General features: G+C 63.8%; 24 protein-coding genes. 15 read left to right on the forward strand and 9 right to left on the reverse strand.

Annotation, left to right across the window (positions count from 1 at the left end):
- Nucleotides 1-174 precede the first annotated feature (174 nt).
- The 13 genes from OCA5_RS02670 (at nucleotide 175) to OCA5_RS02730 (ending at nucleotide 12,289) form a co-directional block, all read left to right on the forward strand.
- The gene (locus OCA5_RS02670; RefSeq protein ID WP_012564734.1) at nucleotides 175-2,166 is read left to right on the forward strand and encodes a conjugal transfer protein TraG; all 1,992 of its coding nucleotides are present in this window, start codon (nucleotides 175-177) and stop codon (nucleotides 2,164-2,166) included.
- A 9-nt stretch (nucleotides 2,167-2,175) separates the two neighbouring features.
- A complete protein-coding gene (locus OCA5_RS02675; protein WP_012564733.1) occupies nucleotides 2,176-2,634 on the forward strand; it encodes a ribbon-helix-helix protein, CopG family in 459 nt (152 codons plus the stop codon).
- 145 nt (nucleotides 2,635-2,779) lie between these two features.
- Nucleotides 2,780-3,763, forward strand: a complete 984-nt coding sequence (gene trbB, locus OCA5_RS02680; protein ID WP_012564732.1) for a P-type conjugative transfer ATPase TrbB — start codon at nucleotides 2,780-2,782, stop codon at nucleotides 3,761-3,763.
- Nucleotides 3,760-4,092: a TrbC/VirB2 family type IV secretion system protein gene (locus OCA5_RS02685; RefSeq protein ID WP_012564731.1), complete on the forward strand. Its 333-nt coding sequence runs from the start codon at nucleotides 3,760-3,762 to the stop codon at nucleotides 4,090-4,092. Before trbB ends, OCA5_RS02685 begins: the two co-directional genes overlap by 4 nt.
- Nucleotides 4,092-4,373 (forward strand): VirB3 family type IV secretion system protein, encoded by a 282-nt coding sequence (locus tag OCA5_RS02690; protein ID WP_012564730.1) that lies wholly within the window; start codon nucleotides 4,092-4,094, stop codon nucleotides 4,371-4,373. The genes OCA5_RS02685 and OCA5_RS02690 overlap by 1 nt, the downstream gene beginning before the upstream one ends.
- A gap of 14 nt (nucleotides 4,374-4,387) precedes the next feature.
- Nucleotides 4,388-6,844, forward strand: a complete 2,457-nt coding sequence (trbE, locus tag OCA5_RS02695) for a conjugal transfer protein TrbE (RefSeq protein ID WP_012564729.1) — start codon at nucleotides 4,388-4,390, stop codon at nucleotides 6,842-6,844.
- Nucleotides 6,841-7,599 (forward strand): P-type conjugative transfer protein TrbJ, encoded by a 759-nt coding sequence (trbJ, locus tag OCA5_RS02700; protein WP_012564728.1) that lies wholly within the window; start codon nucleotides 6,841-6,843, stop codon nucleotides 7,597-7,599. Before trbE ends, trbJ begins: the two co-directional genes overlap by 4 nt.
- A gap of 21 nt (nucleotides 7,600-7,620) precedes the next feature.
- On the forward strand, nucleotides 7,621-7,911 hold the full coding sequence (gene trbK-alt, locus OCA5_RS02705) for a putative entry exclusion protein TrbK-alt (RefSeq protein ID WP_012564727.1): 291 nt from the start codon (nucleotides 7,621-7,623) through the stop codon (nucleotides 7,909-7,911).
- A complete protein-coding gene (trbL, locus tag OCA5_RS02710; RefSeq protein ID WP_012564726.1) occupies nucleotides 7,911-9,257 on the forward strand; it encodes a P-type conjugative transfer protein TrbL in 1,347 nt (448 codons plus the stop codon). The genes trbK-alt and trbL overlap by 1 nt, the downstream gene beginning before the upstream one ends.
- Complete coding sequence (trbF, locus tag OCA5_RS02715) at nucleotides 9,254-9,943, forward strand: conjugal transfer protein TrbF (protein WP_012564725.1); 690 nt, start codon at nucleotides 9,254-9,256, stop codon at nucleotides 9,941-9,943. The genes trbL and trbF overlap by 4 nt, the downstream gene beginning before the upstream one ends.
- Nucleotides 9,940-10,896 (forward strand): P-type conjugative transfer protein TrbG, encoded by a 957-nt coding sequence (trbG, locus tag OCA5_RS02720; protein ID WP_012564724.1) that lies wholly within the window; start codon nucleotides 9,940-9,942, stop codon nucleotides 10,894-10,896. Before trbF ends, trbG begins: the two co-directional genes overlap by 4 nt.
- On the forward strand, nucleotides 10,893-12,053 hold the full coding sequence (locus OCA5_RS02725; protein ID WP_013912818.1) for a TraB/TrbI/VirB10 family type IV secretion system protein: 1,161 nt from the start codon (nucleotides 10,893-10,895) through the stop codon (nucleotides 12,051-12,053). Before trbG ends, OCA5_RS02725 begins: the two co-directional genes overlap by 4 nt.
- Nucleotides 12,054-12,055: 2 nt before the next feature.
- The gene (locus OCA5_RS02730) at nucleotides 12,056-12,289 is read left to right on the forward strand and encodes a DUF2274 domain-containing protein (RefSeq protein WP_012564723.1); all 234 of its coding nucleotides are present in this window, start codon (nucleotides 12,056-12,058) and stop codon (nucleotides 12,287-12,289) included.
- Nucleotides 12,290-12,328: 39 nt separating this feature from the next.
- Here OCA5_RS02730 and OCA5_RS02735 read toward each other — a convergent pair whose 3' ends face one another.
- From OCA5_RS02735 to OCA5_RS02755, 5 genes are all read right to left on the reverse strand, one after another.
- Nucleotides 12,329-12,622 carry a hypothetical protein gene (locus OCA5_RS02735; RefSeq protein ID WP_012564722.1) on the reverse strand — a complete coding sequence of 98 codons (294 nt, stop codon included), beginning with the start codon at nucleotides 12,620-12,622 and terminating at the stop codon, nucleotides 12,329-12,331.
- 104 nt (nucleotides 12,623-12,726) lie between these two features.
- Nucleotides 12,727-13,980 (reverse strand): tyrosine-type recombinase/integrase, encoded by a 1,254-nt coding sequence (locus tag OCA5_RS02740; protein WP_012564721.1) that lies wholly within the window; start codon nucleotides 13,978-13,980, stop codon nucleotides 12,727-12,729.
- Nucleotides 13,981-14,128: 148 nt separating this feature from the next.
- Nucleotides 14,129-14,746 (reverse strand): JAB domain-containing protein, encoded by a 618-nt coding sequence (locus tag OCA5_RS02745; protein ID WP_012564720.1) that lies wholly within the window; start codon nucleotides 14,744-14,746, stop codon nucleotides 14,129-14,131.
- Nucleotides 14,747-14,833: 87 nt separating this feature from the next.
- Complete coding sequence (gene map, locus OCA5_RS02750; RefSeq protein WP_012564719.1) at nucleotides 14,834-15,661, reverse strand: type I methionyl aminopeptidase; 828 nt, start codon at nucleotides 15,659-15,661, stop codon at nucleotides 14,834-14,836.
- A gap of 101 nt (nucleotides 15,662-15,762) precedes the next feature.
- Nucleotides 15,763-17,118 carry a mechanosensitive ion channel family protein gene (locus tag OCA5_RS02755; protein WP_013912819.1) on the reverse strand — a complete coding sequence of 452 codons (1,356 nt, stop codon included), beginning with the start codon at nucleotides 17,116-17,118 and terminating at the stop codon, nucleotides 15,763-15,765.
- 207 nt (nucleotides 17,119-17,325) lie between these two features.
- On the opposite strand from OCA5_RS02755, the gene OCA5_RS02760 reads away from it, so the two are divergent.
- Nucleotides 17,326-19,119 carry a potassium/proton antiporter gene (locus OCA5_RS02760; RefSeq protein WP_012564717.1) on the forward strand — a complete coding sequence of 598 codons (1,794 nt, stop codon included), beginning with the start codon at nucleotides 17,326-17,328 and terminating at the stop codon, nucleotides 19,117-19,119.
- Between the two features lie 10 nt (nucleotides 19,120-19,129).
- Here OCA5_RS02760 and OCA5_RS02765 read toward each other — a convergent pair whose 3' ends face one another.
- Entirely contained in the window at nucleotides 19,130-19,915 is a 786-nt protein-coding gene (locus tag OCA5_RS02765) for an ABC transporter ATP-binding protein (RefSeq protein ID WP_012564716.1), read from the reverse strand.
- Nucleotides 19,912-20,919, reverse strand: coding sequence for a FecCD family ABC transporter permease (locus OCA5_RS02770; RefSeq protein ID WP_012564715.1), 1,008 nt, complete (start codon nucleotides 20,917-20,919; stop codon nucleotides 19,912-19,914). The genes OCA5_RS02765 and OCA5_RS02770 overlap by 4 nt, the downstream gene beginning before the upstream one ends.
- Before the next feature lie 81 nt (nucleotides 20,920-21,000).
- Here OCA5_RS02770 and OCA5_RS02775 point away from each other — a divergent pair, with 81 nt between their 5' ends.
- Nucleotides 21,001-21,870, forward strand: coding sequence for an ABC transporter substrate-binding protein (locus OCA5_RS02775; RefSeq protein ID WP_012564714.1), 870 nt, complete (start codon nucleotides 21,001-21,003; stop codon nucleotides 21,868-21,870).
- A 21-nt stretch (nucleotides 21,871-21,891) separates the two neighbouring features.
- Here the strand turns inward: OCA5_RS02775 and modC are convergent, their stop codons facing one another.
- Both modC and modB read right to left on the reverse strand, forming a co-directional pair.
- Nucleotides 21,892-22,557 carry a molybdenum ABC transporter ATP-binding protein gene (modC, locus tag OCA5_RS02780; protein ID WP_012564713.1) on the reverse strand — a complete coding sequence of 222 codons (666 nt, stop codon included), beginning with the start codon at nucleotides 22,555-22,557 and terminating at the stop codon, nucleotides 21,892-21,894.
- Nucleotide 22,558: 1 nt separating this feature from the next.
- Nucleotides 22,559-23,254 carry a molybdate ABC transporter permease subunit gene (gene modB, locus OCA5_RS02785; protein WP_012564712.1) on the reverse strand — a complete coding sequence of 232 codons (696 nt, stop codon included), beginning with the start codon at nucleotides 23,252-23,254 and terminating at the stop codon, nucleotides 22,559-22,561.
- Nucleotides 23,255-23,270 lie beyond the last annotated feature (16 nt).

Below are 23,270 nucleotides of genomic sequence, written 5' to 3' on the forward strand. Positions count from 1 at the left end.
CCGATTTTGTCTCAAAACTTGAGATTTCTGAACTGACGCCTTGAGCTAGGGCTGCAATGGTCCTATTTGCCGCCGATAGTATCCGGCAGCCCTCCCGCATCTTCTTTCCTGTTGCCTATCATGCAAACGCTTACTCTCTGAGCGGCTCCATCCCTTTTGCCGAATGGAGCACGTATGCGCGGAGGCCGAATCCTTTGGGGTCAGATCGTCGTCGTCTTCGCCATTGCCCTGGTGATGACGTGGGCGGCAACGCAATGGACGGCGTGGCGGCTCGGCTTTCAGGCGCAGCTTGGCAATCCATGGTTCGAACTGGTCGGCTGGCCCGTCTATTATCCCCCGGCCTTCTTCTGGTGGTGGTTCTCTTTCGACGCCTACGCGCCGTCGATCTTCACCGAAGGATCGTTCATCGCGGTGTCCGGCGGCTTCATCGCCATCGTTGCTGCCATCACCATGTCGGTCATTCGCGCGCGCGAATCCCGCAACGTCGCGACCTACGGTTCTGCCCGATGGGCGGAGAACAGGGAAATCCGCGCCGCCGGACTGCTCGACCCCGATGGCGTCGTGCTTGGCCGGTTTGAACGCGAATACCTGCGCCATGACGGCCCCGAGCATGTGTTGTGCTTCGCACCGACGCGATCGGGTAAAGGCGTCGGCCTCGTTGTGCCGACGCTGCTGACCTGGCCGGGAAGCTGCATCGTTCACGACATCAAAGGCGAGAACTGGAATCTCACGGCCGGCTTCCGCGCGAAGCACGGCCGCGTGCTGCTGTTCGATCCGACCAACGCTAAGTCATCGGCCTACAATCCGCTTCTGGAAGTACGGCAGGGCGAATGGGAAGTTCGCGACGTGCAGAACATCGCGGATATTCTGGTCGATCCGGAAGGGAGCTTGGACAAGCGCAACCACTGGGAAAAGACCAGCCATTCCCTTCTGGTTGGCGCGATCCTGCATGTCCTCTACGCGGAGAAGGATAAGACGCTGGCGGGCGTCGCAAACTTCCTGTCCGATCCGCGCCGGCCGGTGGAGGCGACCTTGCGCGCGATGATGGACACGCCGCATCTCGGTGAGGCCGGTGTTCATCCTGCTATCGCGTCATCGGCCCGCGAGCTGTTGAACAAGTCCGAGAACGAACGCTCCGGTGTGCTGAGCACAGCTATGAGTTTTCTCGGCCTCTACCGCGATCCCGTCGTGGCGCGCGTCACGGCGCGCTGCGACTGGCGCATCGCCGATCTGGTGGCAAGCGGTGAGGCGGTGAGCCTCTATCTCGTGGTCCCGCCTTCCGACATCAACCGCACGAAACCTTTGATTCGGCTGATCCTCAACCAGATCGGCCGCAGACTAACCGAAGAACTGAAAACCTCCGGCAAGCGCCGCCGCCTGCTGCTGATGCTGGACGAGTTTCCCGCACTCGGCCGGCTCGATTTCTTTGAATCGGCGCTTGCCTTCATGGCCGGCTATGGGATCAAAAGCTTCCTGATTGCGCAGAGCCTCAACCAGATCGAGCGCGCTTACGGCCCGAACAATTCCATCCTCGACAACTGCCACGTCCGCGTCGCCTTCGCGACCAACGACGAGCGCACCGCCAAGCGCGTATCGGATTCGCTCGGCACGGCGACGGAGCTGCGCGATTCCACCAACTACGCCGGGCACAGATTGTCGCCGTGGCTGGGGCATCTCATGGTGTCGCGGCAGGAGACGGCGCGGCCACTTTTGACGCCGGGCGAGATCATGCAACTTCCGCCCGCCGACGAAATCGTCATGGTGGCGGGCACGCCGCCGATCCGCGCGACCAAAGCCCGCTACTATGAGGATGCGCGCTTCAAGGAACGCATTCTGCCGCCGCCCGATCCCGCAACTCGACCAGCGGAAGCAGTGCATGGAAGGTCGGATGACTGGTCGCGCCGTGTCGTCACCGCCGCCAACGCTTTGGCCACAAGCGCTACCGTCGGCGGTGACGGCGATCCCGCCAATGCCGGCATTCGCCGCGAACCAGAGTTGCCTGAGCATGAGGAAATCGTCGCGCCGCCGCGCCCGCCGGAGCAGGAGTTCGATCTTCTGGACGACGAGCCCGACATCGACGCGGCGAAGGCCCGCGCGCTGCGTTCGCATATCCGTCTGGTCGCACGGCAAGCGTCCCTCGACCCTGGCGATGGCATCGAGCTTTAGGAGGCGCGCATGACGGCCCGCGCCCGCATGAACGTCTATTTCACTCCGGAATTGCTCGCCCAGGTCGAGGCGCTGGCGCTTCGCCGGCAGGTGTCGAAGTCGGCAATTGTCGAAGCCGCTGTTGCATCCTTCCTGTCCGGCGATTCCGCTGAGAAGCTGGAGGCGGCCATGTCGCGCCGCCTGGACAAGCTCGGCCGTCAGGTCGATGCGCTCGACGAAGATCTCGCCGTGCTCGGCGAGACCGTCTCGCTGTTCGTTCAATTCTGGCTCTTGGTCACTCCGCCTGTCCCGGATGGCGCGCAAGCATCCGCCAAGGCAAAAGGCGCGGAGCGGTTCAAGGGCTTCATGCTCACTCTTGGCAAGCGTTTGGCGACAGGAGACAGGTTCTTGAAGGAGCTATCGCGGGACATCGACTCGTTCGAGAACAAGGCCAGTGATGATGCAACGACGAGTGGCGATCTCGCCTGAGTATTCGACCCATCCTATTCGCCGCCGATCCCCACCGTTCCCCGCACGCACCTAAATACTTGTTGAACCGGACTGCTTTCGGGCTCTTTTAATCGACCCCGCTGCGGGGACCGTCTGTCGCGCCCCGCCAAGAAACGGGGCCGGAATGTCATCATCACACCAGAAACCGGAAGCGATAGCGCGCGGCGCGCGCATGTTGCGCACCGCGCTGGGGGCGGCGATCGCGCGCTTTCTGGAAGACCCGGCCGTGGTCGAGGTGATGCTGAATCCCGATGGCCGGATTTGGGTGGACCGGCTGTCGGAGGGGTTGGCCGACACCGGCGAGACGATGACGGCCGCCGATGGCGAACGCATCGTGCGGCTGGTCGCGCACCATGTCGGCGCGGAGGTTCACGCCCGCGCGCCGCGCGTCTCGGCCGAACTGCCCGAGACCGGCGAACGGTTCGAGGGCCTGTTGCCGCCGGTTGTCGCCGCACCGGCCTTTGCCATTCGCAAGCCTGCCGTCGCCGTGTTCACACTCGACGACTATGTGACGGCCGGCATCATGACCGCCGACCAGGCCGCGACGTTGCGCGCGGCCGTCGCCTCGCGCGCCAACATCCTCGTCGCGGGCGGCACATCGACCGGCAAGACCACGCTGACCAACGCGCTGCTCGCCGAAGTGGCGAAGGGCGCGGATCGCGTCGTCATCATCGAAGACACGCGCGAGCTTCAGTGTTCAGCGCCGAACCTTGTCGCCATGCGGACGAAAGACGGCGTGGCGACGCTCTCCGATCTTGTGCGGTCCTCGCTGCGACTGCGGCCCGACCGCATTCCCATCGGCGAGGTGCGCGGCGCTGAAGCGCTCGACCTTCTCAAAGCATGGGGGACCGGGCACCCCGGAGGCATCGGCACCATTCACGCGGGCACCGGCATCGGCGCGCTGCGCCGGCTCGAACAGCTCATCCAAGAGGCCGTCGTGACCGTCCCGCGCGCGCTGATCGCCGAGACGATCGACCTTGTTGCCGTCCTTTCCGGCCGCGGCTCCGCGCGCCGGCTGGCCGAACTCGCCCGCGTCGAAGGGCTCGGCCCGAACGGCGACTACCGCATCACCCCCGCAACAGAGAACCCGACAGGAGAACCCGAATGAGCCATCGTGCCTTGCGTATCCGCCATTACATCACCACGACCATCGCCACCGTATCCATCAGCATGATGCTGGTGCCGGCCGCTCATGCCTCCGGCTCGTCGATGCCGTGGGAACAGCCACTTCAGCAAATCCTCCAGTCGATCGAGGGGCCTGTCGCCAAGATCGTCGCCGTTATCATCATCATCGCGACCGGCCTTGCGCTCGCTTTCGGCGACACGTCCGGCGGCTTCCGCCGCCTGATCCAGATCGTGTTCGGCCTGTCGATCGCGTTCGCGGCCAGCTCGTTCTTCTTGAGTTTCTTTTCGTTCGGCGGCGGGGCGTTGGTCTGATGGCGACCGCCTTTGAACAGCTCGACGCGGTGCCGGGATATTCGATCCCGGTGCATCGCGCGCTGACGGAACACATCCTGCTTGGCGGCGCACCGCGCTCCATCGCGATTCTGAACGGCACGTTGGCCGGGGCCGTGGGCCTTGGCCTTCGTCTCTGGCTGGTCGGGCTGCTGATCTGGGCGATCGGTCATTTCGCGGCGGTGTGGGCGGCGAAGCGCGATCCGCTCTTTGTCGAAGTCGGGCGCAGGCATCTGCGCATTCCCGGTCATCTGTCGGTCTGAGGGAAGCGTAAGCCATGCTGAACCTCGCCGAATATCGTCGCAATGCTCAACGGCTGGCGGATTATCTGCCCTGGGTCGCGCTCGTCGCCGAAGGCGTCGTGCTCAACAAGGACGGCTCATTCCAGCGCACGGCGCGGTTTCGCGGTCCTGATCTGGATTCCGCCGTCGCGGCCGAGCTGGTCGCCGTCGCCGGACGCATCAACAACGCCTTCCGCCGTCTCGGCTCCGGCTGGAGCATCTTTGTCGAGGCGCAGCGGCATGAGGCTTCGACCTATCCGAACAGCATCTTTCCCGATCCGGCGTCGGCCATCGTCGATGCCGAGCGCAAAGCCGATTTCGAGCAAGCGGGCGCGCATTTCGTGTCGGGCTACTTCCTGACTTTCCTGTTTCTCCCGCCGGCCGAGGAAGCCGCGCGCGCGGAAACCTGGCTTTATGAGGGCCGCGAGCAATCCGGCGTCGATCCGCATGAAATCCTGCGTGCGTTCACCGACCGCACCGACCGCGTGCTGGCGCTGCTCGACGGCTTCATGCCGGAATGCGCGTGGCTCGATGACGCCGAGACGCTGACCTATCTGCATTCCTGCATCTCCACGAAGCACCATCGCGTGCGCGTACCGGAAACGCCGGTCTATCTTGACGCGCTACTGGCGGATCAGCCGCTGACCGGCGGGCTGGAGCCGCGCCTTGGCGACCAGCATGTGCGCGTCCTCACCGTCGTCGGATTCCCGACCGCGACGACGCCCGGCTTGTTGGACGACTTGAACAAGCTGGCGTTCGCATACCGCTGGAGCACGCGGGCGATTCTGCTCGACAAGACCGACGCGACGAAACTGCTGACCAAGATCAGGCGGCAATGGTTCGCGAAACGAAAGTCGGTTGCCGCGATCCTCAAGGAAGTGATGACGAACGAAGCATCCGTTCTCGTGGATACGGATGCGGCGAACAAGGCGGCGGATGCCGACATGGCCCTTCAAGAGCTTGGGGCCGACGTAGCGGGCATGGCCTACGTCACCGCGACGATCACGGTCTGGGATGCCGATCCGCGTCTGGCGCAGGAGAAATTGCGCTTAGTCGAGAAGGTCATTCAGGGCCGCGATTTCACGGCGATGATCGAGACCGTCAACGCGGTGGACGCCTGGCTCGGCAGTCTGCCCGGACACGCCTACGCCAATGTCCGGCAACCGCCGATCTCGACACTCAATCTCGCCCACATGATCCCCTTGAGCGCCGTGTGGGCGGGGCCGGAACGGGATGAACATCTCGGTGCGCCCCCCTTGCTTTACGGCAAGACCGAAGGAAGCACCCCGTTCCGGTTATCTTTGCATGTTGGCGACGTCGGCCACACGCTCGTCGTCGGCCCGACCGGCGCGGGTAAGAGCGTGCTGCTGGCGTTGATGGCCTTGCAATTCCGCCGCTACGCCGATGCGCAGGTCTTCGCCTTCGACTTCGGCGGCTCGATCCGCGCCGCTGCGCTCGCCATGGGCGGCGATTGGCACGACCTCGGCGGCGGGCTGACCGAAGGGGACGAGTTCTCCGTTTCGCTCCAGCCGCTCGCCCGCATCCACGACACCTATGAACGCGCCTGGGCGGCCGACTGGATCGTCGCCATCCTCATGCGTGAAGGCATCGCGATCACGCCGGAGGTGAAAGAGCACCTTTGGACGGCGCTGACTTCGCTGGCGTCGGCTCCAGTTGAGGAACGCACCATCACCGGCTTGTGCGTGCTGCTCCAGTCGAACGATCTCAAGCAGGCGCTGCGGCCGTATTGCGTTGGCGGTCCTTACGGCCGCTTGCTCGACGCTGAATCCGAACACCTCGGCAGTTCGGAAGTGCAGGCGTTCGAGATAGAGGGCCTTGTCGGGACGGGTGCAGCGCCCGCCGTGCTCGCCTACCTGTTCCACCGCATCGGCGATCGGCTCGACGGCCGCCCGACGATGCTCATCATCGACGAAGGCTGGCTTGCGCTGGACGACGATGGTTTCGCCGGCCAGCTCCGCGAATGGCTGAAGACGCTCAGAAAAAAGAACGCCTCCGTCATCTTCGCTACGCAAAGCCTGTCCGACATCGACAATTCCGCGATTGCGCCGGCGATCATCGAAAGCTGCCCGACGCGGCTGCTGTTGCCGAACGAACGTGCGATCGAACCGCAGATCACGGCCATCTATCGCCGTTTTGGCCTCAATGACCGCCAGATCGAGATTTTGGCGCGGGCGACGCCGAAGCGGGACTATTACTGCCAGAGCCGTCGCGGCAATCGCCTGTTCGAGTTGGGCCTGTCGGAAGTGGGCCTCGCGCTCTGCGCCGCGTCTTCCAAATCCGACCAGACGTTGATTGCGCAAATCGTTGCCGAACACGGCCGCGAGGGATTCCTGACGGCCTGGCTCACCGCCCGCGATGCCGGTTGGGCGGTCGATCTCCTTCCGAACTTTTCAACGCTCACCCCCCTGACAGAAGAGGAGCTTCAACCATGATGATCCGTCATTCCCGTTCGCGCGCCATTCTCATGGCCGCGACCATGCTTGCCGCGCCCATCGCATTGTCACCGATGCTGGCGACGCCCGCTCACGCCCTCATCGTGTTCGATCCGTCGAACTATGCGCAGAACGTCATTCAGGCGGCACGGGCGCTGGAGCAGATCACCCATCAGATCACTTCGCTTCAGAACGAAGCGCAGATGCTCATCAATCAGGCCCGCAACCTGGTGAGCCTGCCGTTCTCCTCGCTCCAGCAGCTTCAGCAGTCGGTGCAGAAGACGCAGCAGCTTTTGAATCAGGCGCAGAACATCGGCTTCGACGTGCAGAAGATCGACCAGATGTTTGCCCAAAAATACGCCAACGTCTCCATGTCCGCGAGCGACCGGCAGCTTGTTGCTGACGCGCGCTCGCGCTGGCAGAACACGGTTGGCGGCTTGCAGGACGCCATGCGCGTGCAGGCCGGTGTCGTCGGCAACATCGACACGAACCGCACGCAAATATCGAACCTCGTCAGCCAGAGCCAGGGCGCAACGGGCGCGCTGCAAGCGACGCAGGCGGGCAACCAGTTGCTCGCCCTGCAATCGCAGCAGCTCTCCGATCTGGTGGCGCTGGTCTCCGCCAACGGCCGCGCCGATGCGCTGACACAGGCCGAACGCGCGGCTGCGGCCGAACAGGGCCGCGAGCAGCGCCGCCGCTTCCTGACGCCGGGCGCGGGCTACACGCCCGGCAACGCCCGCATGTTCGGCAACTGAGGGCCAGAAGGGAGCAACGTCATGGACGGCAAGATGCTGGCACGTCTCGGCGCTGTCGTGTTCATCGCCATCGCGATCACGGCAACCGTGGTCGAGATGACGCGCAAGGAAGACGCGCCGGCATCGCCATCGGCGCACGCCCTTGAGCCGGAACGCGATCCGCTGCGCGAGAGCCAGCGCCGGTGCCAGCAGCTTGGCCAGCAAGCGGCCGACGATCCCGAATGCCTGCGCACATGGGCAAAGACGCGCGACCGCTTTCTTGGTCGCACGTCTGCGCCGTCGGCGGCGAACACGACGACGGAGGCACGCTGATGGGCGGCTCCGGCGTCATCGACAATTTTCTGGGCACGTTCACGCGCTACATCGACAGTGGGTTCGGCCTACTCGGCGGCGAGGTTGCGTTCGTCGCCACGACGCTCATCGTCATCGACGTGACCTTGGCCGCGCTGTTCTGGAGCTGGGGCGCGGACGACGACATTATTGCGCGGCTGGTCAAGAAGACGCTGTTCGTCGGCGTGTTCGCTTACCTGATCGGCAACTGGAACAACCTGGCGCATATCATCTTCGACAGCTTCGCCGGTCTCGGCCTGAAGGCGAGCGGCACGGGCTTCACCGTGCAGGATCTGATGCGCCCCGGCAAGGTCGCACAGACCGGCCTCGACGCGGCGCGGCCGCTGCTCGAATCCATATCCGACCTGATGGGCTGGGTCGCGTTCTTCGAGAATTTCATCCAAATCGCGTGCCTGCTGTTCGCCTGGGCACTGGTCATCCTCGCCTTCTTCATTCTGGCGATCCAGCTTTTCGTGACGCTGATCGAGTTCAAGCTGTCCACGCTGGCCGGCTTCGTTCTCATCCCGTTCGGCCTGTTCGGCAAGACCGCCTTCATGGCCGAGCGCGTGCTTGGCAATGTGATTTCTTCCGGCATCAAGGTTCTGGTGCTCGCCGTCATCATCGGCATCGGCTCGACGCTGTTCAGTGAGTTCACGCGCGGCTTTGGCGGCGTCACGCCGACCATCGACGACGCCATGGCAATCGTGCTGGCGGCACTTTCGCTGGTCGGACTCGGCATCTTTGGACCTGGCATCGCATCCGGCCTTGTCTCGGGCGGCCCGCAGCTTGGCGCGGGCGCGGTGATGGGAACGGGCCTTGCCGTTGGCGGTGCAGCCTTTGCAGCCGGCGGCGGCGCAATGCTGGCCGCGCGAGGCGGAGCCGCCGCATTGTCTGGAGGCGCAGCCGCCGTGCGCGGTGGCGCGACCGCAGCCGGCGCTGCGTCCGCCGCCTACAGCCTCGGCTCGTTCGGCCAGTCCGGCGCGTCCGGTGTTGCCTCCGGTCTCGGTGGCATTGCGCGTGCTGCCGGCGGCGCGGCCACATCGCCGCTTCGCCGTGCCGCTGGAAGCGTCAAATCCAGCTTCTCCGATGGCGTCAAATCTGGCTTCGGTGCAACCGGCGGCTCATCGACCATGGGCACGGTCGCCGGCACGGACGACAGTGCTTCCGCATCCTCACAGGCCACGGGGACGCCGCCTGGCTGGGCGCAGCGAACGCGCCGATCCGGCCATGCAAGCCATGCCGTCCAGACCGCCGCCCACGCCCTGCGCTCCGGCGACGGCCATGGCTCCGGTTCTTCCGTCAACCTCTCCGAAAGTGACCGCTCATGAATCTGTTCAGGCGACCCGCCACGCATTACGGCAAGACCCCGCAACCCGAAACGCCATATCAGCGCGCCGCACAGGTCTGGGATGACCGTATCGGCTCGGCCCGCGTGCAGGCGAGGAACTGGCGGCTCATGGCCTTCGGATCACTGATCCTGTCGGCCGGTTTCGCTTCCGCCCTGGTCTGGCAGTCTGCGCGCGGGACCGTCGTGCCGTGGGTGGTGCAGGTGGACAAGCTCGGCCAAGCACAGGCCGTCGCAGCAGCCACGGCCGATTACCGGCCGACCGACCCGCAAGTGGCGTGGCATCTGGCGCGCTTCATCGAGCAAGTCCGCTCGATCCCGGCCGATCCGATCATCGTGCGGCAAAACTGGCTCCGGGCCTACGACTGGACGACCGATCGCGGCGCGGCGGCGCTCAACGATTACGCGAGGGGGAACGACCCATTCACCAAAGTCGGCAAGCAGCAGATCGCCGTTGAAGTCTCCAGTGTCATCCGCGCTTCGGCGGATTCCTTCCGCGTCGCCTGGACCGAACGTCACTACGAGAACGGGCAGCTCTCCACCACGGAGAGATGGACGGCGATCCTGACCATCGCGATCCAGCCGCCGCGCGATGCCGAACGGCTGAAGGCCAATCCGTTGGGAATCTACATCAATGCAATCAACTGGTCGCGGGAGATGAGCCAATGAGCACGCCTTTCCGTAAATCCGCCTTTCCGGTTTTGCTGCTCTCCGCGACCATGCTCGCAGGCTGCGCCACCTACAAGCCGCCGCAGATCAGCTACGACGCCGATGTGCCGCCGTTGCCGGCCATGCCCGCATCCGTCACCGACGATCGGCCAAAGCCGTTGCACATTCCGCCGGCCTGGACGCCGGCGAAGGGCGGCACCGCGGCCGGCACGCCGGTCGGCCGCGTCGAGAACGCCAATGCTGCCGCCCGTGTGCAGCCGCGCCGCGAAGGTTATTACAATGCGATCCAGATTTATCCGTGGAGCGATGGCGCGCTCTATCAGGTCTATGCCGCGCCCGGCCAGATCACCGACATCGCGCTCGAACCCGGCGAGAGCCTGACCGGCGCGGGACCGATCGCCGCGGGCGACACCGCCCGATGGATCATCGGCGACACGGAAAGCGGATCGGGCGTGACGCGCCGGGTGCATGTGCTGGTGAAGCCCTCGCGTGCCGACATCACCACCAACCTCGTCATTACCACCGATCGGCGCACCTACATGGTCGAGCTGCGCTCCGGTGAGAAACCCTACATGCCCGCCGTCGCCTGGGCCTATCCGCAATCGCCGGCAGATCGACGCGCGGGCGTTCCCGCAACCCCAATCATCCCGGTCGCCGCCGCGCGCAACTATCGCTATGCGCTCACCGGCGACACGCCGCCGTGGAAGCCGGTCGCGGTCTATGACGATGGCCGCAGAGTGTATGTCGAGTTTCCGCGCGGCATCGTGCAGGGCGAAATGCCGCCGATCTTCGTCATCGGCGCGGACGGCGAAGCGCAGATCGTCAACAGCCGCATCTACCACAACATCCTGATCGTGGACCGCCTGTTCGGCGCGGCCGAGCTGCGCCTTGGCAGTGGCAAACACCAGAAAACCGTCAGAATTGTCCGCACGGACGGGAGGCCATCGTCATGACCGACACCGAAAACAACGCCGGGGCGATGCGGCTTCGCGCCGAACCGCCGCGTGTCACGCGCCTGTCGCGCAAGGTGCTGGCGAGCGTCGGCGCCGTCGCCCTGGTCGGGATCGGCGGTGCCCTGATCTATGCGCTTCAGACCCGTGACGCCGGCAAGGGTGGCGAAGAACTCTATTCGACTGACAACCGCCAGACCGCCGATGGCCTTGCGGGATTGCCGCGCGACTACACCGGCCCGGTTCTCGGTCCCGCGCTGCCGGGCGATCTCGGTCGGCCCATCGTCAATGCGCAGAACCGTGGTCAGCCCGTCGTGCCGCCCACGGTCGTAACGCCAACGGTCGATCGTGCCGAGGAACGCCGGCTCGCGGAGGAAGAAGCCGCGCGCGTCAGCAAGGTGTTTTTCCAGACCGAGGCACGCACCACGAATCCGGCCGGTACGCCGGGAAGCACGGCGATGCCGAACCTCGCCGGCCTCGATCTTGCGGGCCTCAATGGACAATCCGCGCAGCCGACCGCGCAGGACAAGCAGCTTGCTTTCCTCAACGCCGCCGTCGATCGCCGCACCACCTCAATGGATCGCGTCATGCCGCCGGCGTCTCCTTATGTCCTTCAGGCCGGAGCCGTCATATCGGCCGCGCTGATTACCGGCATCCGTTCCGATCTGCCGGGCCAGATCACCGCGCAAGTGACCGAGAACATCTACGACAGCCCGACCGGCCGCATCCTGCTCGTGCCGCAGGGCACGCGCATCATCGGGCAGTACGACAACAACGTGCAGTTCGGTCAGCGTCGCGTGCTACTCGTCTGGAACAGGTTGATCCTCCCCAATGGTCGCTCGATCGTTCTCGAACGCCAGCCGGGCGCGGACACGCAAGGCTATGCCGGTCTTGAGGACGGCGTTGATTATCACTGGTGGGATCTCGCCAAGGCCGCCGGCCTCTCGACGCTGCTTTCCGTCGGCGCGGAGCTGGCAGTTGATGACGACGACCGGCTGTTGCGCGCCATCCGCAACGGCGGCCAGGACACCATCAACGATGCGGGGCAGCAGATCATCCGCCGCCAGCTCAATGTCGCGCCGACGCTAACTATTCGGCCGGGCTTCCCCGTCCGCGTAATCGTTACACGCGATCTCGTCTTCGAGCCCTACAGAGGTTGACCATGGCCAAACTGAAACTCGGCCCCATCGCCGACGACAAGCCCGTGAAGATCGCGATGGAGCTGCCTGCGTCGCTCCATCGCGATCTTGTGGCCTATGCCGAAGTGCTGGCCCGCGAGACGGGTCAGCCTGCAACCGATCCGGTGAAGCTGATCGTGCCGATGTTGGAACGGTTCATCGCTACGGATCGCGAGTTCGCAAAGGCCCGGCGGTCAGGAACTGCGGCAAGTCGCTAATGCGCGGCTTGCATTTGCTCGGTGCCGGAAACTCCCAAATCAGGAACGGCCTGGCTCCGTTTTGTCCGCGCCGCTGAGTTCTTCCGCAACAATGGCTTCTACAACCGCGTAGTTCATTTCAGTGAGGGGAGAGAGGCGCGCGACTTCCGCCGCGACCTTGGCCCAATGAAAGAAAGAATCCTTATCGCCGCGTGCGCGGCACCGTGCAGCCAAACGCTGGGCCGTATAGTAGGCATTCGGCTCGTCTTGCTCGATGAGCGTCTGAGCGTCAGTTTGCCAGAGATGGCGTAGCGCACGCCGCTTCTCCATCCACTTGCGCACGATACCGAACATTGATGTTCGTTCCTTCGGATATACGCTGTAGCGAATAAATCGTGTTTATGCGCCACAGCGTATAAATGATCCAGACGACCAGCATAGCCCGCATATTTTCGCAGTCACGCGGCCTCTTTCATTTCGGATTTGTTTTTCTTCTTCGCGAGTAGCCCGCGCACGAATTTGTCCCACTTGGCCATGGCCGCTCGTTTTTCAGGCATGTAGTTCCAGCGATCGTAACTCTTGGAGCTAACATCCTGAAGGGTGTGGTTTTGGAGCCGGTCTCGGATTTCCTTCGATAGCCCCGCCTTTCCAGCGAGTGTCTTCCATGTCCTTCGGAGATCACGGTTCGTTACAAATGGGATGACTTCACGATCTCGCTGGCGCCACATGAAGGAATAAAGCGTACCGTGGCTAACAGGCTGAGACGGGTCTTTGGCCGAAGGAAAGAACCAACCAAACTTATTGGGCTTAATAGACTCGATGAGTTCCGCCGCGATCTTTGGTACCGGAATAGCATGAGGCTTGCCATTCTTGGTCTTTGACCAATCGATAATGCGTTCCGCTGCATCCCATTGATCGACATGCAAAGAAGCAATTTCTTGAACGCGCTGACCGGTCAGCATGAGAATCCTGACAGCACGAGTATAGGGTGGATGGACCGGCGCGTCGGGGCATTCGAGCCAGCGGTATAGCCTCAGAAATTCCTCCTCGTCCAACCAGCGTGTACCGACTTTCTTCGGCTCGGTTGGGATTCCTGCGGCTGGATTATAGTTGAGGTGAAAGCGGCGCGCCGACGTTGAGCGATAGTCATGTTCGGACTTCATGCCCCAACTATATGCTGACCGAATATAGCCGCGGACATGATCCGCCATTGACAGTTTGCCTCGCTCATAAATCGGACGGATAAGGTCTCTGATTTCGTCGGGCTCGATGTCGCGCGCCAGTCGGTTACGCCCGAGAGTGTCAGCGATCTTGTTGAACCCTTTTTCCGCTTCCTTCCAAGACGGCTTACCGGCGGCTTTGAGCGACGCGACATAGGCTTCGAACAAGTCAGCTACAGTACCGGGGCGCGTGTCACCCGCGATCTTGATGCTGCGACCTTTTTGAATCATATCGGCAAAGTCGCGATTGAAAACCTCGCGTGCCTGTCGGAGGCTCATTGAAGGGTACGATCCGAGCTTCTTCTTAATGCGCTTCTGATCGCGCCACTGTTGCGCCATCCAATCTGCCGTGACGCGAGTTGGCATTGGCTTCATGACCAAGACAAGCCGACCGGTGCCGTGTCCTTCGCCGTCAACGAGGCTTAGCTGCTTTCCAGTTGTCTCTACCTGTTTTAGGGCGCTGCGTATTTCTCCATCAGTAAGGCTAGGCACTGGGCTCTCCCATCGGCTTTCAAGTGGGGTCGCCAGACGGATTCGTGGGGCCGGCGACTGGGGTCAAAAGGAGCTTTGATCCCTCCGTTTACCGCCCCCAATATGCCATGGTATCCGGCACTACGACAAGCCAGAAAATCATTGTGCATCAATGTGATGTAGCGTGCTTGAGCGTGCTCATGAATGAGCTAGTGGGATGGTTGTGCACGAGAATGATCGCGGTCGCCGATAGTTCCAGCGCGCGTTTCACCACCTCGCGCGGATAGACCGGGGTGTGATCGACGGTGCCGACCTGCTGCAGCTCGTCGGCGATCAACTGATTGCGCTTGTCGAGAAACAGGATGCGGAACTGCTCCTTGTCGGAGAAGGCCATGGTAGCCCGGCAATAGTCGATCACGCTCGCCCAGGACGACAGCATGGTCCGCTGCTTCACCTGACCCTTGGCAACACGGCTCGCGGTTGCGGCTATCAGCTTCATTTCGGTGATGGCGGCATCACCAAGCCCGCTCACTTCCTTGAGCCGTGCCTCCGGCGCGTGGACAGCTTCGGCAAACGAGCCGAAGCGCGTGATCAGCGCCTTGGCGAGCGGCTTCACGTCGCGCCGCGGCAATGCGCGAAACAGCACCATTTCCAGCAATTCGTAATCGCTGAGCGCATCGGGGCCGGCCTCGCGGAAGCGGTCGCGCAATCGCTCGCGATGGCCGTGATAGTGCGGCGCTTCGGAGAAGCCGGGCTTGTCTGACGGATTGTCCGTATCTTCAGTCATGGGCAGGCACAACAGCTTACCCGATCACCATGCCGAGCCCGCCGCCTTTTGCAAGAAGCAAATGCGGCATGTCCGCTGCGAAAGATTTCAGGCGGCCGCGTAGGGCGGCTTGTCGAGCTTGCCGGGGGAGAGCGTGAAAATCTCGACGCCGTTCTCGGTCACGCCAACAGAATGCTCGAACTGCGCGGATAGCGAGCGGTCCCGCGTCACCGCCGTCCAGCCGTCGGAGAGGATTTTCACATGCGGCTTGCCGAGATTGATCATCGGCTCGATGGTGAAGATCATGCCGGGACGAAGCACCACACCGTCGCCGGGCTTGCCGACATGGATGATGTTTGGCTCGTCGTGGAACAGCCGGCCGAGTCCATGGCCGCAGAAGTCACGCACCACACTCATCTGCTGTGGCTCGACGAAACTCTGGATCGCGTGCCCGATGTCGCCGGTGGTGGCGCCCGGCTTCACGGTGGCGATGCCGCGCATCATCGCTTCGTAGGTCACATCGATCAGCCGTTCGGCGCGGCGCGAGATCGCGCCTGCGGCGTACATGCGGCTGGAATCGCCATACCAGCCGTCGACGATCAGGGTGACGTCGACGTTGATGATATCGCCTTCCTTTAGCGGCCGGTCGCCGGGGATGCCGTGGCAGACGACGTGGTTGATCGACGTGCAGGTCGAGTGGCGATAGCCGCGATACATCAGCGTCGCGGGAATGGCGTTATGCGCGATCGCGAAGTCGCGGACGAAGTCGTCGATTTCCGAGGTGGGAACTCCCGGGCGCACCAGCGGCACCAGTTCGTCGAGGCATCTGGCGGTGAGTTCACCGGCCTTGCGCATGCCCGCAAAGGCGGAAGGGCCGTGCAGTTTGATCTGGCCGGTCTTGCGCGCGGCGGCGTGGGTGGCGTCAACGTAGGTCATGGGTGCGGCAGGTTGGAGGGCGTAGCGGCCCGATAGCGCTAATTTAATGCCTTGCCGGCAATTCGCAACCACGGCGCGTGGGGAGCGAATTGTGGCGATGGCTATGGGGTTTTGGGTGGATTGGCGGGAGCCTGGTCTTTCTCGTCCTCGAAGTTTTCGAGCGTTGTCTCGACCGGCAGCGCGCCGCCACGGACCCGCAGTTCTCGCACCGGATAGGGCACCCGGATGCCTTCTTTCTTGAAGGCGGTCCACAGCCCCTGCATCACCTTGCTGCGCACGGCGTCCATACCGACCGCGATGTCGGCGACCCAGAACGTCAGCGCGAACTTCATGCCGGTTTCGGTGAATTCGGTGAGCAAGCAGTTCGGTTCCTTGAAGGTGGCGACATTCGGCGTGCTGCGAGCGGTGTCGATCGCAAGCTTGCAGACGAGGCTTGGGTCCGCATCGTAATTGGTGGCGAAATTGACCTTCACCAGCATGGTTCGGTCGGTATAGGTCCAGTTGACGACGCGTTGGGTGACGAGGTCTTCGTTCGGAATGAGGATTTCCCGCCCGTCGCCAGCCGCAACCGAGATGTAGCGGGTATTCATCGAGCTGATCGTGCCGGTGCTGTCGGCGATGGTGATGAGATCGCCGGGCTTCACCGATTTGTCCGCAAGCAGGATCACGCCGCTGATGAAGTTGGCGATGATCTTCTGCAGACCGAAACCGAGGCCGACGCCGATCGCGCCGGAGAACAGCGCGAAGGCGGAGAGGTCGACGCCAAGCGAGGCCATCACCATCGCGATCGCAACAACGATCAGCGCGAACCGCACGAGCTTGATCAGCAGCACCTGCACGGAAGGCGTGAGATCGCGGGTACGGGTGATGCGGGTTTCGATGAAGTTGCTGAGCGCGCCGACGAGCCACAGCGCGACGGCGAGCAGCACGGTGGCCTTGATGAGCAGGAGCGCCGTCAGGCGCAGCGTGCCGACCGTGAACGAGATGGAATCGAGGGCGTTTGCCGCGTCGTCGAGCCGGCCGATGATGCTGAGCGCCGCCACCGTCCATGCCGCGACCGAGACGATGCGGACGACGAACTCGTTGCGGATCAGGCTAGTGGCGAGGCTGATGGCGAACCATGCGGTCGCAAGATTGGTCGCGGTCGACAGCACATAGCCGCGCGGGAGAATCTCCATCTTGACCATTACCAGCCGGACGACCTCGGTCAGCACCGCGAACAGGAGAGTCCCGGCGCGCTGGGTCAGCACCCGGACCAGCAGCCGCAACGGTGCCGGCCAGCCCATGGAGAACGAGGCCGGGCTGAACCACGCCCGCAGCAGGCTCGCGAGGGCGAGCGCGATCCCGGCGGTGATCAGAACCACCCCGAACTGCATGTAGAACCAGGGCGACGTCACCTCGATGCCGATGGATCGTGTCGCGCTGGCGAGGGCGTCGGTCAGATTGGTCCAGTCCATCAAGAGGTCCCGCTTGAGGCAGTAGGGGAGGATCTTTTCATGCGTCCTTGCGCCGTGGACGTCAATCGGCGCGGGCGGTGTGTGGCTCGCGGAGCGATGCGTTGAGCACCGGAAATCCGGCGCATTTATGATCCCGAGATTTTGGTTGGCGATCTGTCGTGACACCTATAAGCAGGAACAAGACTCGGCTGAAAGCCCCTCCGCCCTATGGTCATCCTCGACTCCGTCAATCTGGCGATCCTGCTCGGTGCCGTGCTGATTATGGCGGGCATTCTATCGAGTTTGCTCGCGCTGCGCTTCGGAGCCCCCTTGCTGCTGGTGTTCCTTGGCCTTGGTCTCGTTGCGGGCGAGGACGGCCTCGGCAAGCTGCATTTCAACGATGTCCGGATCGCCTATCTGGTCGGCTCCGCGGCGCTGGCGCTGATCCTGTTCGACGGCGGGCTCAAGACCCGCTTCCAGAGCATTCGCGCGGTGCTTGCGCCTTCGGCGGTGCTCGCCACGGTGGGTGTGCTGCTGACGGCGCTCCTGACGACACCGGTCGCAAAATACGCGCTCGATCTCAGCTGGCCCGAGGCGTTTCTGGTCGGCGCGGTGGTTGCCTCGACCGATGCGGCCGCAGTGTTCCTCCTGGTCCATGCGCAGGGGTTGCGGCTTCGCCCGCGCATCGGCGCGACGTTGGAGGTCGAATCCGGCACCAACGACCCGTTTGCGGTTTTTCTCACGATGGTTCTCATCGAGATCCTGTCGCTCGGGAAAAGCTCGGCGACGCATATCGCCTGGCAGTTTGCTCAGGAGGCCGTGCTCGGCACCATCATCGGTCTGGTCGGCGGCCGGATCGTCGTGTTCGCGCTGAACAAGATATCGCTGCCGCAGGGGCTGCACGCCCCCTTCGTGACCACGGCGGCGCTGGTGATCTTCGGTGTCGCCCAGATCGACCACGCCTCCGGCTTCCTCGCGGTCTATCTCGCGGGCATCGTGATCGGCAACCGGCCGACGCGGGCCCACAACTCGGTGCTGACGTTTCTTGATGCCGCGACCTGGCTTGCGCAGATCGTCATGTTCGTTCTGCTCGGCCTGCTGGCATCGCCCGAGCGGCTGATAACGGCACTGCTGCCGGCTCTCGCCGTCGCCCTGGCACTGACGTTCATCGCAAGGCCGATCGCGGTGTTTCTGTGTCTTGCGCCGTTCCCGTTCCAGCTACGGGAAAAGATTTTCATCTCCTGGGTGGGCCTGCGCGGCGCGGTGGCGATCTTCCTTGCCTCCATTCCGCTGCTGCTTGAGATGCCGAAAGCGCAGGTCTATTTCGATGTCGCCTTCGTTGTCGTCATCGTCTCTCTTCTGATGCAAGGGTGGACGCTCGGCTACGCGGCGCGGCGGCTGCATGTCGCGCTGCCGCGCACCGACCGCGGGCCCCGCCGTATCGAACTCGATCTGCCGGGCCAGCTCGAGCAGCAACTTGTCGGTTACGCGGTACGACCGAATAGTTTGTACCTGAAGCGCGGGCTGCTGCCCTCGTGGTCGAAGCCGACGCTGGTTATTCGCGAGGAGAAAATCCTCTCGGCGTCGGAAGCCGAGCCGGTGCAGAAGGGCGATTACCTCTATCTGCTGGCGCCGCCGCAGAAAGCCGGCGCACTCGATCGCTTCTTCGTCGATATGCCGCCGGCGATGGCGCCCGACCCGCATCTGCTCGGAGACTTCATGCTGGCGGGAGACGTCACGCTGGAGGCAGTGGCCGAGGCGTATGGCATCAATGTGCCCGCGGATATGCGGTCGCTGACGCTTGCGGATTATTTCGATATCTACCTCGATCGTGCGCCGCGGGTGGGTGCGACGCTGCCTCTCGATTCCATTGTGCTGGTGGCGCGCGGCCTCGGCGGCAACCGCGTCAACATGATCGGCCTGCGTCTCTCCGAGGAGAAGAAGCCGATCCGCGTCCCGCGCCGTGTCTCTGCCGTGCGCCGCCGGGTGCTGCGGATGTGGAAGACGGTATCCGGCACATAGCGCCCAGCACCTAGAGCGGGCGCGAGGGCAGAAGAAGCGGGCCGTCCGGCGTCTCGACGCGGTGGACCGAAATATTGAAAATCTGCGCGATGCGCTCCGCCGTTAGCGCGAGGATCGGTTCGTCATTGGCAACGATCCGGCCTTGATCGAGCAGGATCACGCGATCGGCAAACCGCGCCGCCAGCATGAGATCGTGGATGATCGCCAGCACCGCAGCGCCGCGATGGGCGATGTCGCGCAGCAACCCCATGATCATAAGCTGATGACGCCCGTCGAGCGAAGCGATCGGCTCGTCGGCGATCAGTACCGGTGCGTCGGTTGCGAGTGCGCGGGCAAGTGCGACGCGCGCCCGCTCGCCACCGGACAGCGTGGTGACGATGCGGTCCGCAAGATAATCCGTCGATGTCGCTTCCATCGCCCTCACGATGGCGGCGCGATCGTCGGTCGATGTCCGGGAAAACGGGTCGGCATGAGGCTCGCGGCCGAGGGCCACGATATGGGCGACGCTCATCGGCCAATGGAATTCGTGACCTTGCGGCAGATAGGCGAGAGCGCTCGCTCGCTCCCGCGCACTCATGGCAGTAAGTGCGGTGCCGTCGATGGTGATGCGCCCTTCGCAAGGAATGAGGCCTGCCATCGCGCGCGCGAGCGTCGTCTTGCCCGCACCGTTCGGTCCGGCAAGGACGGTGAGTTCGCCGGCGTTGAGCGCAAGGTTCGCATCGGAAACGATGGTCCGCGCGCCGCGGCGGATGGTGAGATGCTCGGCACGAAAGCGTGGAGCGAGGTCCGGCTTCATGGCGCTTCCTCCAGCACCCGGCGCTCGCGGAAGATCATCGCGAGGAAGAACGGCACGCCGATCAGCGCGGTGACAACGCCGATCTTGATCTCGAGCGGGCCCGGCACCAGCCGCACCACGATGTCCGCGGCAAGCAGCAGCGCCGCTCCGGCGAGCGCGGAGGGTAGCAGCGTGCGAGTTGGGTCGGAGCCATAGAAGCGGCGCACCAGATGCGGCGCGACGAGGCCGACAAAGGAAATCGCGCCTGCAACCGACACCGCCGCGCCGACGCCAAGCGCAACGCCGATCACGACGAGGATGCGCACGCGCCCGACATCGACGCCGAGTGAGGCGGCAGCATCCTCGCCGAGCGTCAGCGCGCGGAATGCGCGGGCGTTCGCCGCGAGTACGATCCAACTCGCGATCATGAACGGCGCAGCGATCCAGACATGAATCATGCTGCGGTCACGCAGTGAGCCGAGCAGCCAGAACGCAATTTCCAGCGCGATGTAGGGATTCGGCGCGAGGTTGAGGATGAGCGCGATCGCGGCACCGGCAAGACTTGCCAGCGCGAGGCCTGCGAGCAGCGTCATCGTCAGCGACGCGTGGCGTCCCGCAATCGCCACCAGTGCGCCGACTGAAACGAGCGCTCCGAGAATGCCGCCGAGCGGCACTGCAAGAGAGGTGGGGCTGACCAGTCCGAAAGCCATCAGGCCGGCAGCGGATGCGGCGGCGGCCTGCGGTGCGCCGAACAGCGAAGGCTCGGCCAGCGGATTGCGCAGCAAGCCCTGCAATGCCGCACCGGCAATGCCGAATGTCGCGCCGATCAACGTGGCGAGCAGGGTTCGGGGCAGGCGCACGTCATGCACGATAATCGAGGCCACGCCCTGATCGGAGACCAGAGCCTTCATCACTATCCCGGCGTCGAAATGCGCCGGACCTGTCATCAACGATACAGCGAACAGCACCGCGACGAGTGCCGCGAGCAGTACAGTGAGCAGACGTCCCTGTGGGTCGGAGGCCATCGCGATCCGGGTTACGATTGGGTGCGCCATGGCTGGCGCGAGACGATGGGCGTGGCATAACAGGGCGTTGCGATCAAGGGAATGACGGTCAAAGGCCAGGGCATGGATGTTCGGATAGCGCCTCGCTGGAAAGCTGCCATCGGGGCTATGTTTGCGCTGATGCTTGTCGTGGGGGACGCCTCTGCGGTCGAGCCGCCGCGGCGTATCGTGTCGTTCAATCTGTGTGCCGATCAGTTGCTGCTGGCGCTGGCCGACCCATCGCAGATCGCGGCGCTCTCGCCCTATGCGACCGATGCTTCGCTATCGGTGACGACGGAACAGGCGGCAGCCTTCCCGAAGATCGACTGGAATTCCGAGTCGGTCGTCAATCTTGCGCCGGATCTCGTGCTGTCCGGTTTCACCGATCGGCCGACCCAGGCGATCCTTGCTGCCGCGGGGCTGCGCGTGGTGCAGGTCGCGCTGGTGCGAAACATCGATGAGGCGCGTGCGCAGGTGCGCGAACTGGGCGTGCTGCTCGGCCATCCCGAGCGGGGCGCGGCGCTGGCGTCAAAGCTGAAGCACGCGGAGGACGATCTTGCAGCAGTGGCGCTGAAACCGCCCCGCACCGCGATTGTCCTGCAGCGGGAGGGCTATACTGAGGGCACCGAGAGCCTTGTTGCCGCGATGCTGGCGGTGGCCGGGCTCACACCGCCGCCGAATGCGCGCGGCGGCATCGGTGGCTTCATGGATATGGAGACGCTGCTCACGGCCGGACCGGACGTGCTGGTGCTGCAGGAGCCTGCAAGCGGCGCGACCGATCAGGGTGCGCTGTTTCTCACGCACCCTGCGTTGCGCGCGCGCTATGACGAGACGCGGCGCATCCATCTGCCCTCGCGCGATACGTTGTGCGGCGGCCCTGCGCTGCTGGAAGGCCTTGGTGTTCTGAAATATGAGCTGCAAAAGCTGCGATAGCAGGATCAGCGTAATCGGCAGCTATGGCGGCAGGATTTCCGGTCCGCCTTGGGCCGCAATGCGTCCGTGCTTGAGCATCACGACATGCCCGGCGAGGCGGCGCGTCTCGTCAGGGTCATGACTCACATAGACCATGGGGACATGCTCTTCATCGCGCAGGCGCTCGAAGTACGGAAGGATCTCCGCCTTGCGTTCCTGATCGAGCGCGCCGAGCGGCTCGTCCATCAAAAGCAGCCGCGGCTTGGCCAGCAATGCGCGTCCGAGCGCAACGCGCTGGCGTTCGCCGCCGGAGAGCTGACCCGGCCGCCGGTTTTTCAGATGACCGATATCGAGCAGGTTGAGAATTCGTTCGAAGTGCGCGGGGTCGGGCGCGAGCTTATTCATGCGCCGGCCATAGTCGAGATTCTGGCTGACGTTGCGGTGGGGAAACAAGCGCGCATCCTGAAAGACGTAGCCGATTCTGCGTCGGTGGGGTGGCACATGCAGCCCGATTGCGGTGTCGTCGACCGTTTCGCTGCCGATCTTGATCGTGCCGCGATCGGGCTTCGACAGGCCCGCGATCATATTGATGATCGAACTTTTTCCAGCGCCGGAAGGACCGAACAGGCCGATGACGGGGCTGTCGCTCTGGAAGGCGACCTCAAGCTTCAACTGGCCGAGTTGCTTGGTGACGTCGACGTCCAGCATGTCACAGCCCGTGGATACGGCGCAGCGCGCGCCGCGCAAAGAGTTCGGACGCAACCAGCGCAGCGACTGCCAGGATGGCCGAGATGATGACGAGCCGCAGTGCGGCGACGTCGCCTTCAGGCGTCTGGATCAGCGAGTAGATCGCCGAGGAAATGGTCTGGGTCTCTCCGGGAATGTTGGAGACGAAGGTGATGGTCGCACCAAATTCGCCGAGCGCCTTGGCAAATCCCATGATCATGCCGGCGAGAATGCCGGGGAGCGCGAGCGGCAGCGTGACGGTGAGGAACACCTGCCAGGGCGCTGCACCGAGCGTGCCTGCAGCCTGCTCGAGACGCTTGTCGATCGCTTCGATCGAGAGCCGCATCGGCCGCACCAGAAGCGGAAACGACATCACGCCGCAGGCGAGCGCGGCACCGGTCCAGCGGAACGAGAACACGATGCCGAAATACTGGTCGAGGAAACCGCCGACCGGCCCCTTCCGCCCGAAGCTCAACAGCAACAGGTAGCCCGTGACGACAGGCGGCAGCACCAGCGGCAAATGGATCACAGCGTCGAGAAGTGCCTTGCCCCAGAAGTCGCGGCGCGCCAGCAGCCACGCCACGGCAATGCCGATTGGCGTGGACACCAGCGTGGCGACGATCGAGACGCGAAGCGAAAGCTCGATCGCCGTCCACTCTTCAGCAGAGATATCAAACACGATTGTGAGCGGGACC

The organism is Afipia carboxidovorans OM5 (assembly GCF_000218565.1).
Taxonomy (GTDB): Bacteria; Pseudomonadota; Alphaproteobacteria; order Rhizobiales; family Xanthobacteraceae; genus Afipia; species Afipia carboxidovorans.